Here is a 12,584-nt window from a genome sequence, read left to right on the forward strand (position 1 = left end):
CAGATTAAACTATAGCGTGAACTGCAGGCTAACTGGACAGGTATAGCTGGCTGGGGGTATGAAACATTACGCAAAGCCACCACTATAAAACAAGGAGGGGCCGCCGCACAATGCGACAGCCCCTCCTTACGGGCAGGTATACCTGGTGTTTTATTTTTTCACGAACTCCACCCGCCTGTTATTTGATTTTGCTTCGGCTGTAGCGTTCTTGTCGATTGGCCTGGACTCGCCCCAGCCTTTGGCTTCTAACCGTTCAGCGGCTATACCCTGCCCGATCAGGTAGGTCTTGACTGCTTCTGCCCGCTGTTGGCTGAGTTTCATGTTTGCGTTGTCGTCCCCATCGCTGTCGGTGTGGCCTTCCACGCTGAATTTAAGGGCAGGTTGTTCCTCCATGAGTTTGGCGATGCTGCTGAGCGTACCTGCCGACTCCGGACGTATATCCGCTTTGTTCACATCGAACTTGATGCCGTAGGTAACTATTTTGCCGTCGGCCGCCATTTGGTCATACAGTTTTTTTCCGCCTTCGGCAATCAACACATTCTTCACCATTGTGTTCGCATCTACGCGCTTGTCCACTTCTATGCGAAGACCGGTTGGCTTACCCGTTACATTTGGGATGTTGATGAGGCGCTCTTCGTCCAGGTATACCTTCATGCTGCGCTTGTTAAAAGCTATGGACAGGTGGCGCCACTGGCTGTTAACCCCTTTCGCTTTCAGCTCCTCTGACTCAGAGCCATAGGTTTTGAACCGGAGCCCGTTCGCACGCACATCTATCGGTTCCCAGAAGTGCCCGTTGATCTCTTCCTTATAATCCTTAATGTCATCTACCAGGAAAATTTCATAGGCCACGTTGGGGTTGTCACTGTCAAAGTAGAGGTCCATCTCGATGGTGAAGGTTTCGGGGAGCCAGTTTTCCCGCTTCATGAGGGGCTTGATGCTCGTGCCGGTGGCAACCAGGTTGATGACAGGTTCGCCTCCGAAATCGGCTACTTCGGCATTGCCCTTGTTCAGGTCCCAGCGAGATGGGAACTCGCCATTCTCTTCGCCCGAAAGATTATCTGCAAACAGCACCTTGTCGCCCGGCACAAAGTCGTACTTGCTCCAAGCTTTCATTTTCGCTTCCCCTGAACCTGATCCGCCTACTTTGGCAGCACTGCTCTTGCCATCGCTTTTGTCGGACGGGGCTTCTTTTTTGCCTTCCAGCGTTTCGTCAATGGACTTGTCAACCTGTTGGTCTACTTTCTGGTTGATCTTAGAGTTGATTTTATTTTTGAGGTTTTTCCCCACGTTGAATTGGGCTGCGGCTGGTGTAAAACATAAAAAAACCAGTGCAAGAAGTCCGGCAAAAAAAGCATGTTTTCTCATAATACAGAAGGTATGGTACTAGGAGAAAGGTATTGCTTATAATTATAATTTAAATATGTATAATTATAAAATCTGCAAAGAGATATTTTTTATGGGTGAACGTTCAGCAGACAAGGGTGAGTAAGAGCTGGTTCGAGCCCAACTTCGGCTATGGTTTTCTTTAAGGTGCCCTTCAATGCGTGTTGCATCGAAATATCCTCGCCAGCTTCCAAGCCGGTTTTACTTCCGTCTCCGGTACAATTCTAATATGCTAGTTCTGTCTTCGGTCGAGGTACACGTTGCTTATACCTGAGATCACAGTCATTATGCAGGAGTAAGGAGAGGGCTTAGCGAAAGAGTGCCTTTTGAAGTGTAGGGGTGCCAAAAATCAGTTTTTCTTTTGCTTCCTGTATGCGGCGTTATTTCCTTTTTTGCTTCCTATAGGCGCTTAGTCCGATCAGCAACAGGAGTCCAAGAAGTATAAATGGCCAGATGTTGGTGAGCAAAACGAAGAACCAGATCAGGTTGTCCCAGCCATTCCGGAAGCCTTCTTTGAACTCTTTCGAGAACTCGGTATAGACAGGGGTGCTTTCGTAAAATGTCATGGTCAGGGTGGAAAGGGAAACTTGGTTTTCCAGGTATTTCAGCCGCCCTTCAACCGATTCGATGTCGGAGCGCAGGGCAGCGATTTGCTTTTCGATCTCCAGCACCTCTGTTACGGTATTCGCTTTCTTGAGCAGCTCCAGGAACCTGGCTTCGAGCTCCTTCTTGGTCTTGAGGCGGGCTTGTATATCCAGGAACTCTTCCGTGACATCTTTCACGTTTACTTCCCTAGCGTCAAACTTCTTCACACCTGCAGTAGCTTCACGCAGCAGGTTGTCAAAGTTGTCGGCAGGCACTCTGATGACCAAGGTATTGCTGATCCTTCCCGGAGATTTAAACTCATTGTCAGAGGAGATATACCCTTTGTGTTTTTCCACCGCGGCAAATACTGTCTGGCGGGTTACATCGATCTGGTCAGTCTCGTACTCCACCTGTCCCTCTTTGATCAGCTTTCGCTGCAGTTCCATGGCAGGTGCTTCGGGAGGCGGAGGTGCCATCATAACTGATTCAGCGACATCGTACACAGGTTTTTCATTTTGTGACTGGCATCCGGCGATGGAAAAAAGCAGCGTGAGTAGAATCATCCCGGCAATGGCTGGCGGACCGGATTTCGTGCGAGTGGTTGCCGGTTTGTGAAGGTGGCAGCAGGATAAGTGCAGACCGGTTTTAGAGAAGAGTTGTCGTAACATGGCGAATTCTAAGGGTGTGAGCTGTGACAGCTTATAGATGCAATTGCCCCTGAAATTCCACACGAACCTCTGAAAAAATGTTTTGAGTCCCGTGTTCTAAGTCCCGTTCAGGTATAAGAGGTGCATTTACAAATGCTCCAAAACAAAAATCCCCGACCAGGTATACCGGTCGGGGATTTCTTATCTAGAGCAGGCTATACCTACGCTACTTCTTCTTTCTTGCTCATGCGGTTACGCTCGTTCTCGTCGAGGTAGATCTTACGCATGCGCAGGCTCTTTGGCGTCACTTCCAGGTATTCATCCTTCTGGATGTATTCCATGGCTTCTTCCAGCGAGAAGTTCTTGGCCGGAGCGATCTTGGTGTTGTCGTCAGAACCGGAAGCACGCATGTTTGTCAGCTTCTTGCCCTTCTGGATGTTCACCGTGATATCGTTCTGGCGGTTATGCTCGCCAATTACCTGACCCATGTACACGTCTACACCCGGATCAACGAAGAAAGTGCCTCTGTCCTGCAGCTTATCGATAGAATAAGCTGTGCCCGGGCCTGTTTCCATCGAAATGATAGAACCGTTGTTACGGCCAGGGATAGGGCCTTTGTGCGGCTCGTATGACATGAAGCGGTGGTTCATGATGGCCTCACCGGCAGTGGCTGTCAGTACGTTGTTACGCAGACCGATCAGACCACGCGCTGGAATTGTAAACTCCAGGTGCTGCAGGTCGCCTTTTGGCTCCATGATGGTCAGTTCACCTTTACGCATCGACACCAGCTCGATTACCTTGCCGGCAGTCTCTTCCGGAACGTCTACTACCAGGTGCTCGATTGGCTCGTGGCGTACGCCGTCAATTTCCTTATAGATTACCTGTGGCTGACCCACCTGCAGTTCGTAACCTTCACGACGCATCGTTTCGATCAGTACGGACAAGTGGAGGATACCGCGACCGAATACCAGGAAAGAATCCTCGCGGTCGGTTTCCTGTACGCGCAGGGCCAGGTTTTTCTCAGTTTCTTTGAACAGGCGGTCACGCAGGTGGCGCGACGTCACGAACTTGCCCTCTTTGCCGAAGAAAGGAGAGTTGTTGATCGTGAAGAGCATGTTCATGGTTGGCTCATCAATCGAGATGCGTGGCAGTGCCTCCGGATTCTCCGCATCAGCAATAGTATCGCCAATGTCGAAGCCTTCTATACCTGTCACGGCGCAGATTTCGCCGGCAGACACTTCCTGCACTGATTTTCTGCCAAGGCCTTCAAATACCTGCAGTTCTTTGATACGACCTTTCTTGATAGAGCCATCTGCTTTCATCAAACTGATCGGCATACCTTCCTTCAGGGTACCACGGTGCACACGACCGATGGCGATACGACCTACGAAAGAAGAGTAGTCAAGCGAGGTGATCTGCATTTGCGGCGAACCTTCACGGTAAGGCGCGGCAGGAATTACATCGATGATAGCGTCCAGAAGCGGCGTGATGTCAGTTGTTGGCTGTGTCCAGTCAGTGCTCATCCAGCCCTGCTTGGAAGAACCGTACAGCGTGGTGAAGTCCAGCTGGTCTTCAGATGCCTCGAGGTTGAACATCAGGTCGAACACCTGCTCGTGCACTTCATCAGGACGGCAGTTTTCTTTGTCTACTTTGTTTACTACTACGATCGGCTTCAGGCCCAGCTGAATGGCTTTGCCCAATACGAAACGTGTCTGTGGCATGGCGCCTTCAAAGGCATCTACCAGCAGAAGTACACCATCGGCCATTTTCAGAACGCGCTCTACCTCGCCGCCGAAGTCGGCGTGACCAGGTGTGTCGATTACGTTGATCTTAAAGCCTTTGTAACGAACTGATACGTTCTTGGAAACGATCGTGATACCGCGCTCGCGCTCCAGGTCATTGTTGTCTAGGATAAGGTCGTCAAAGTGCTGGTGGTCAGCGAATAGCTTTGAAGCGTGGATGATCTTGTCCACGAGCGTCGTCTTGCCGTGGTCTACGTGTGCGATAATCGCGATATTTCGAATATTTTGCATTGAATAGATTTTTCGAGGTGCAAAGGTATGTAAAACCCTTCGTATTTTTAGTAGTCCGCTCGAAATAAACAGGTTAGGTTATTATTAAATCTTCTCTCTCAGCACGATGGCCTAGGTTAAGGAGCAAACATTCTACAGCCTTCCTTTGTTCAATGAGGTATAAAATAATCAACAGGGCCCGTTATTTGCTCTGGAATTTCGTAAACAACTGTATGAAAATGTTTTATGTCTATACCCTGCTCTTGTTCCTGAGCCTGCCCGCCTGCGGCCAGCAGGACCAGCCGGTCACCGACTCCGAGGGTGTTATCCTGGCTTCAGCAGACGCAGATGTCACCCAGAACGGCGGGACCAAAAAATCAAAACAAACCTACGAGGTTACCAAAACCGACGCCGAGTGGAAAAGACTGCTCACGCCGGAGCAATATTTTGTGCTCCGCGAGAAGGGAACGGAGCCTGCTTTCAGCGGCAAGTATAATGATCACCACGAAAAGGGCACCTATACCTGCGCCGCCTGCGGCAATGAGCTTTTCTCCTCCGACACCAAGTTTGACTCCGGTACCGGTTGGCCCAGCTACTTCAAGCCGATCTCTGCCAAAAACGTGAGAGAACTGACTGACCGCAGCATGGGCATGGTGCGCACCGAAGTCGTGTGCGGCAAATGCGGCGGGCACCTGGGACACGTGTTCGACGACGGACCCAAGCCAACCGGTCTGCGCTACTGCCTCAACTCAGCCGCGCTAGGCTTTAAGAAGGGTAAGTAAATTGTTGAATTGCTGATGGTTAAATTGTTGCTCGTGCACGATTGACCTGCCCCTGCCCCTCCGAGGAGGGGATTTCAGCGCACGATTTAGTTAGGTGTGTTGGTGCGGGACTTGGACAGGTATAGCGATGCATGACTGCCGGTGAACGTTTCGGACAGGTCGCGACCTGCCCCTACGAAACCCATTCAACAATTTAACCATCTAACAATTCAACAATCATTCAAAATTCAACTCTAAACTCCCATACGCCGTACTTTCTATCCAACACTAACGAGAAAACAGACATGACTGAACTACACTCTGAAGCGGAGAACATAGAAAATCTAGCGCAGACCATTATGGCGGCCTTTAAGGCGAGAAACATACAGGCAGGTGAGGTGCTGCAGTACCAGGAGCTTTATCCATACCTGCAGGAGCGCTATCCGAAGTACAAAGACGTGCAGAAGGAAGCAGAGCACCACCTGGCAAAACTGGCCTGGGTGACACCTGCCCCGGAAGGGCTTATGCTTACACAAGTAGGGGAGAGTAGCCTCGCCGATACAAATGAGTAACTAGCGCGCTTTTATACTTTTTCATCCGTATACATAGTATAAGGCATTTTAATTAGTGCCTTTATTTTACTATTTTAAGATAAAACGAGATGAAAAAGTGCCTGAACTGGATAGGGGGAATTGCGCTGCTTGCGATTATGGGTTGCACCTCACTTTCAGAAGGGGGAAGGGGTCCTTTGCCGCCTAATCCGGACCATTCACAGCGTGTCAGGTATAGAGAAGGCCAGCCGGTGCGTCACCAAATGCACGAGCAGGCAAGCGACATTAACCGCAAGCGTAATATCGAAGAGTATGACCGCAATGCTCCCGTTAACCTGCCGCCTGAAGTACGACCTCAGCAACTGCCCAATGCTCCGGTAGATTCCACAAGACACCGCATCCTACGCATTCTACCCACCAAGCCGCCCGTTGGAAACAATTAAGGTATAAACGAGAAGCGCTGCCTGTAGGGGCAGCGCTTCTCGTTTATTTTTTCTTTTTGTTCTTATCCTCGTTTTTGTCACGTAGATCGCTGACATCTTCAATCTCTATCTCTTCGTCACCGATGTGCAGTTCATCCGGTTCAAGGTCTACGTATACCTCGTGGTCAGGTGGCGTGGTGTCCGATTCCCGGTCGGCGCTTTTTGGGGCAGGTTTGCTGCTGATTTTCTTTTGGTCGCTTTCTTTTCCCAGGTGGCCGCTATCGCGCTTCTTCTCGTGGAAATTATCTTGGTTCTTCATATATGTCGGGTGATTAGATTCCTGATAGTTTGGTTTACCGTTTACGAAAAAGTAACGGACGAGTCAGTTTATAATTGTCATTTTTTTGGATTAGGTAGCATGGCGCCTGTCAATCCGGCCGGTATTTGTATATTTGCGTTTTTACAAGAACTATGGCTGAAAACTATAAACGATATACCGTAACGGCGGCTTTGCCTTATGCCAACGGCCCGGTGCACATTGGGCACCTGGCGGGCGTATACCTGCCGGCCGACATCTACGTGCGCTACCTGCGCGCGCAGGGCAGAGACGTGAAATTCATCGGTGGCTCCGACGAGCACGGCGTTCCGATCACGATCCGCGCCAAGAAAGAAGGCATCACGCCGCAGCAGGCCGTGGACAAGTACCACGAGCTGATCAAAAAGTCATTCGAGGACTTCAACGTATCCTTCGACATCTACTCCCGCACTTCTTCCCAAACGCACCACGAGACGGCCTCCGACTTTTTCCTGAAGCTGTACAACGATGGTAAGTTTGTGGAGCAGACCACCCAGCAGTACTATGACGAGAAGGCGCAGCAATTCCTGGCTGACCGTTACATCGTGGGCACCTGCCCGAAGTGCGGAAACGAGAACGCTTACGGAGACCAATGCGAGAGCTGCGGTACCTCCCTCAACGCCACCGACCTGATCAACCCGAAAAGCACGCTGAGCGGTGCTGTGCCCGTGATGCGCGAGACCAAGCACTGGTACCTGCCGCTGAACGAGTACGAGGCCTGGCTGCGCGAGTGGATTGTGGATGGCCACAAAGGCGACTGGAAGCCGAACGTATACGGGCAGTGCAAAAGCTGGATTGACCAGGGCCTGCAGCCGCGCGCCGTTACCCGCGACCTCGACTGGGGCGTGCCCGTGCCGGTAGCAGGTGCCGAAGGCAAAGTGCTCTACGTATGGTTCGATGCGCCGATCGGTTACATTTCTGCCACCAAAGAACTGACGCCGGAATGGGAGAAATACTGGAAAGACCCGGAGACGAAACTGGTGCACTTCATCGGCAAGGACAACATCGTGTTCCACTGCATCATCTTCCCAAGCATGCTCAAGGCGCACGGCGATTACATCCTGCCAGACAATGTGCCGGCCAACGAGTTCCTCAACCTGGAAGGCGATAAGATCTCTACGTCCCGCAACTGGGCCGTGTGGCTGCATGAGTATCTGGAAGAGTTCCCGGGCAAAGGCGACGTGCTCCGATATGCGCTGGCCGCCAACATGCCGGAGACGAAGGACAACGACTTCACCTGGAAGGATTACCAGGCCCGCAACAACAACGAATTATTAGCCATTCTGGGCAACTTTATCAACCGCGCCGTAGTGCTCACCCAAAAGTACTACAACGGCGAGGTACCGGCCCGTGGCGAGCTGCAGGACTATGACAAGGAGGTGCTGGGTGTGCTGGAAGGGATGCCGATGGTGATTGCAACCTACCTGGATCGCTACCGTTTCCGCGACGCCTTGAGCGAACTGATGAACCTGGCTCGTTTGGGGAACAAATACCTGGCCGACACCGAGCCTTGGAAGCTGATCAAAACAGATGAGGAGCGCGTGAAAACCATCATGAACATTGCGCTGCAGATCTCTACCAGCCTCAGCATCCTGATGGAGCCCTTCCTGCCAACCTCAGCCCAGAAGCTGGCCAGCATGCTCAACAAGCCGCTGGGCAAATGGGCGGATGCCGGATCAGCTGATCTGCTGGCAACTGGTCATGTGATCGGAACGCCGGAGCTGATGTTTGAGAAAGTGGAAGACGCCGCTGTGGAGGCACAAGTACAGAAGCTGCTGGATACCAAAAAAGCCAACGAAGCAGCCAACGCCGTCGTGGAACCCGCCAAGGAGAACATCTCGTTTGAGGACTTTAACAAGCTGGACATCCGCATTGGTACCATTATCGAGGCGGAAAAAGTAGCCAAGACCAAAAAGCTGTTGAAGCTGACCATCGATACAGGTATAGACCAGCGCACGGTGGTGAGTGGCATTGCCGAGTTCTTCAGTCCGGAGGCGATCATCGGGCAGCAGGTGAGCATCCTGGTGAACCTGGCACCCCGCGACATCAAAGGCATTACCAGCCAGGGCATGATCCTGATGGCGGAGAATGCTGACGGTTCGCTGGCTTTTGTGCAGCCGAGCAAAGAAGTTAAGAACGGGGGAACGGTGAGTTAATCATTCGTTTCGTTAATTAGAAAACCTCACTTGCCTGATGCTGGTAAGTGAGGTTTTTCTTTTTAAGCTATGCCAAAAAAAGCCAGGCAACGAGGTAACTGAGCAAAACAGCCCCCAGGCCAAGCGCAAATACGGTATAAGCCAACTTCAACAGGCGGTACTTTCTGGAAAGCACTTGTCCCTGCAAGTAGATGTTATCCGCCATGCTATTATAAAGCAGGTTATGATCCCGCATCAGATTCCGGATACCTTCCCGATAGGTATAGGAGTCAAGCTGGATGAAGTTTCCAAAGAATAGAAAGTCTATCTTATTCTCAGGCATTGCCGTGTTTTTGGTATTGGGTCGTGTGGAGCGTATGGCCAGTATAATAGTGACCAAACAAACGACTGTCAGCAGGATGGAGGGCAACAGCAGATGCGGCACATCCTGAAACTTGTTGAAGAAGGACGAGATCATGATGGAGGCAATGATGGCGTTGACAGAGATCAGCATGTTTGCTTTGTTGTCGGCTATCACACTCAGCTGAAGGTGACTGGCCATAGTCGTCCGGAACATGGTTTCAACTCCTTTGCTGGCTTTCTGCTCTTTCTCCTTCCTAAGGTCCTTTTTCAGGGCTTTGTTTTCTTCCCATAGGGCTTCCAGCTCTTCATTTTCCTTCCTAAGTTCCTTTCGCTTTTGCTTCAATAGTTTGATGTTTTGCTCTTTGCCGGCAGAGAAGGCCCTCTTGGCGTATTTTGTGTAATAATAATGCTGCTTGAGCAATGCCAGATGCTTGTCTATCCAATCGTACTGGCCTACTTTGGTATCCGGGGCTGCTGCCTTCCTCTCGGCTCTTGCCACGTAATCGTCTGAAGCCAGGAAGCTGGCGACAGCATCGCATAGCGCTTCCTCTAACAGATCGCGGGGGCGCTGCGGGTAATGGGTGGCGGCAATGCACTGCGATATTCTTAGGATCTCCGCCTGATTCAAATTACAGCTCACCAGAAACTCTGTAACGGGCGCGACCTTTTGCTCGTCAAGCAGCTCTCCCGAATCGCTGTAGTAGAGGTCATGTAGCCAGGCTGCCAGCAGAAGCAAACGTGTCTCTTCATCGCTAAAATCACAGAATTTACTGATCGCCTCAGCTACGGCAACCAGCGTTTTAGTGTGTTGCAGGTCAAAACCAACGGCTTCGTTCGTGCCATGCATGGGAAGGTTAAGCCCTACAAAGGCATTGGCTCTATCCAGAATATCATCTTCCATCATAGTTCTAGTTTTTAGCGTTTCTGTAGCTTCCTGTCGTCACCATATTCCATATTCAGACTGGATATATGAAGTCGATTTTACTGATCAAGTTAGAGTTTAAAGCAATATTATCCTAATAAAATTTACTTTATTGTACTGGTAATTAACTACTTATGGGTATGTGGCTATATATGATTAAAATAATTTTTGAACTGTAGCAGCTGTGTATGATATGAAAAAATTTGAACGCATCCTACCAGAAGATAGTGAGTGTAAATGCCTGATTACATGTTGATTATTTCACAATATGCCTTGCGCTTTACATTGCTGATTAGCTATTAGAGCAAATAGCTTCTGGCACAATCTGCGAAATGACGCTGTTCGTTTTAATAGGATTACCGTAAATATAATGTATGTGTTATAAATGTGGATTATATCAATGATGATGCTTAAATATTTCACTCTATGAGCCAACACCGTCAGCTTGCCGCCATTCTATTCACCGATATTGAAGGATATTCTGCTATGATGCAGCAGAATGAGAAGCAGGCTTTGACTATTAAGAACCGGCACCGCGAAGTGCTGCAGCGGGAGCATAAGCAATACCGTGGTAGGGTGGTGCAGTACTATGGAGATGGTACCCTGAGTGTTTTTCATAGTGCAGTGGAGGCAGTGGAGTGTGCGCTGGCTATGCAATTGGCCTTTTTGCAGGAGCCGCCGGTTCCCGTTCGCATGGGCCTGCACATGGGGGATGTGATTTTCGATGAAGAGCAACTGTTTGGCGATGGGGTGAACCTTGCTTCCCGTGTTGAGTCAATGGGTGTGGCAGGCAGTGTACTGATCTCTGATAAGGTGCACGATGAGATTGCGAACCACCCTGAAATAAAAACTTATTCTGCAGGAGTATATCGATTGAAGAACATAGAGCGGTCAGTCGAAGTATTTGCCCTCGATCACGAAGGTTTGGTAAAGCCAGCGCCCAATTCTCTGAAAGGAAAAACGGAGGAAAAGAAAGCCCCAGCACTGCGAACAGCTAAAAGAGCCCCTGCCAAAAGCATTGCCGTACTACCGCTCGTGAACCTGAGTAACGATCCTGAGCAACAGTATTTTAGTGAGGGAGTTGCAGAAGAGATCATCAATGCGCTGTCCAGCCTGAAGAATCTGAAAGTGGCGGGCCGTACCTCTTCGTTCAAATTCAGCAGGGAGAACGCCGACCTGCGGGAGGTAGGAGAGAAGCTAGGCGTGAGCACGGTGTTGGAAGGCAGTGTGCGCAAACAAGGCAACCAGTTGAGGATTACAGTGCAACTCACTAAAGTAGAGGATGGTTTTCACCTGTGGTCTGAGCGGTACGATGGCAACATGGACGATATCTTTGCGATCCAGGACAAGATTGCGACGGCCATCACGGAGAAAATGAAAGTGACGCTGCTGGAGAGAGGCAAGAGCGCGGTCAGAAAAAAGCCAACCCACAATACCGAAGCTTATGAGCTATACCTGAAAGGAAAGTTTGACCTGAACAGGCGCGGTTCCTACATCATTACCGGCATGAAGTACCTTCAGAGAGCCCTGGAACTGGACCCTGATTTTGCCCTGGCGTATGCAGACTTTGCAGACGCAAATGTGCTGGTAGGGCTTTATGGTATACTGCCACCGAAGCAGGTTATGTTTAAAGGGAAGCAGGCAGCAGAGAAGGCGTTGAAGCTCAACCCTTCTTTATGTGAGGCTTATACCTCGCTGGGCTCATACTACTGCTACATCTGGGATTTGCCAAAAGCTGAGAAACATTTTTTAAAAGCGCTTGAGCTGAATCCAAGCAATGCGCAAACACACCTCCGGTATGGCCTCAACTACCTTGCCTGGATGAAGGGTGATTTTGCAAAGGCAGAGGAACACGGCAGGAAGGCGATAAAGCTCGACCCTCTGAGTGCGCTTTGCTTTGGCATATATGCCCAGATCCTGCATGCGGGTGGAAAGTTTAAAGAAGCACTTGCTGCCTGTAAAACCGGGTTGGATCTGGATTCCTATTCCTTTATATGCAATCTGTATGAGGGCTACTCCTACCTGTTTTTGCACCAGCACGAAGAGGCACTTGCTGTGTTTGAACGCCTGATGGTACTCTCGGGCAGGCATAGCTTTGCCCATGGTGCCTTAATCATGACGCTCTGCAAAATGGGGAACCTCGACAGGGCGAGGGCGGAATTGAAAGAACTGAAAGAGCGGGCAAGCAAGGAGTATATTGTCTGCACTGCAATAGGTATAGCAGCAGGGTGGGTGAACGATGATCTGGATGAGGCCTTCCATTTTTTTGAAAAGGGGCTTAAAGAACACGATCCTTTGCTTGTCTCACTCAAGTATGAACGCTGGACTCCAGAGACAGTCAGGCAGGACCCTCGCTATCAGAGGCTGCTGGACCAGATGAATTCCCCGGACAAATCGTTTAATGATAGTATTTACAAATATGGCTTTGGGATCTGATCACTCAGGATT

The 12,584-nt window shown here is 50.1% G+C and carries 10 protein-coding genes; 5 read left to right on the plus strand and 5 right to left on the minus strand.

Features of this window, described 5'->3' with window-relative positions; genetic code table 11:
* Positions 1-150: 150 nt before the first annotated feature.
* The 3 genes from IEV97_RS17630 to typA all read right to left on the minus strand — a co-directional run bounded on the left by IEV97_RS17630 (position 151) and on the right by typA (position 4,648).
* Positions 151-1,365, minus strand: a complete 1,215-nt coding sequence (locus IEV97_RS17630) for an OmpA family protein (RefSeq protein ID WP_188502819.1) — start codon at positions 1,363-1,365, stop codon at positions 151-153.
* Positions 1,366-1,763: 398 nt separating this feature from the next.
* The gene (locus IEV97_RS17635) at positions 1,764-2,636 is read right to left on the minus strand and encodes a DUF4349 domain-containing protein (RefSeq protein ID WP_188502820.1); all 873 of its coding nucleotides are present in this window, start codon (positions 2,634-2,636) and stop codon (positions 1,764-1,766) included.
* 200 nt (positions 2,637-2,836) lie between these two features.
* Positions 2,837-4,648, minus strand: coding sequence for a translational GTPase TypA (gene typA, locus IEV97_RS17640; protein WP_188502821.1), 1,812 nt, complete (start codon positions 4,646-4,648; stop codon positions 2,837-2,839).
* 212 nt (positions 4,649-4,860) lie between these two features.
* Between typA and msrB the strand changes: the two genes are divergently transcribed.
* The 3 genes from msrB to IEV97_RS17655 all read left to right on the plus strand — a co-directional run bounded on the left by msrB (position 4,861) and on the right by IEV97_RS17655 (position 6,382).
* A complete protein-coding gene (msrB, locus tag IEV97_RS17645) occupies positions 4,861-5,409 on the plus strand; it encodes a peptide-methionine (R)-S-oxide reductase MsrB (protein WP_188502822.1) in 549 nt (182 codons plus the stop codon).
* Positions 5,410-5,693: 284 nt separating this feature from the next.
* Positions 5,694-5,960, plus strand: a complete 267-nt coding sequence (locus IEV97_RS17650; RefSeq protein WP_229734021.1) for a hypothetical protein — start codon at positions 5,694-5,696, stop codon at positions 5,958-5,960.
* 89 nt (positions 5,961-6,049) lie between these two features.
* Positions 6,050-6,382, plus strand: coding sequence for a hypothetical protein (locus tag IEV97_RS17655; RefSeq protein ID WP_188502823.1), 333 nt, complete (start codon positions 6,050-6,052; stop codon positions 6,380-6,382).
* A 43-nt stretch (positions 6,383-6,425) separates the two neighbouring features.
* Here IEV97_RS17655 and IEV97_RS17660 read toward each other — a convergent pair whose 3' ends face one another.
* Entirely contained in the window at positions 6,426-6,680 is a 255-nt protein-coding gene (locus IEV97_RS17660) for a hypothetical protein (RefSeq protein ID WP_188502824.1), read from the minus strand.
* A gap of 152 nt (positions 6,681-6,832) precedes the next feature.
* On the opposite strand from IEV97_RS17660, the gene metG reads away from it, so the two are divergent.
* Positions 6,833-8,872 (plus strand): methionine--tRNA ligase, encoded by a 2,040-nt coding sequence (metG, locus tag IEV97_RS17665; RefSeq protein ID WP_188502825.1) that lies wholly within the window; start codon positions 6,833-6,835, stop codon positions 8,870-8,872.
* Positions 8,873-8,939: 67 nt separating this feature from the next.
* Here the strand turns inward: metG and IEV97_RS17670 are convergent, their stop codons facing one another.
* Positions 8,940-10,118, minus strand: a complete 1,179-nt coding sequence (locus IEV97_RS17670) for a Pycsar system effector family protein (protein ID WP_188502826.1) — start codon at positions 10,116-10,118, stop codon at positions 8,940-8,942.
* Between the two features lie 444 nt (positions 10,119-10,562).
* On the opposite strand from IEV97_RS17670, the gene IEV97_RS17675 reads away from it, so the two are divergent.
* Entirely contained in the window at positions 10,563-12,572 is a 2,010-nt protein-coding gene (locus tag IEV97_RS17675; protein ID WP_188502827.1) for an adenylate/guanylate cyclase domain-containing protein, read from the plus strand.
* The last annotated feature ends 12 nt before the right edge of the window (positions 12,573-12,584 follow it).

It is taken from the genome of Pontibacter amylolyticus (assembly GCF_014638845.1).
Lineage (GTDB): Bacteria > Bacteroidota > Bacteroidia > Cytophagales > Hymenobacteraceae > Pontibacter > Pontibacter amylolyticus.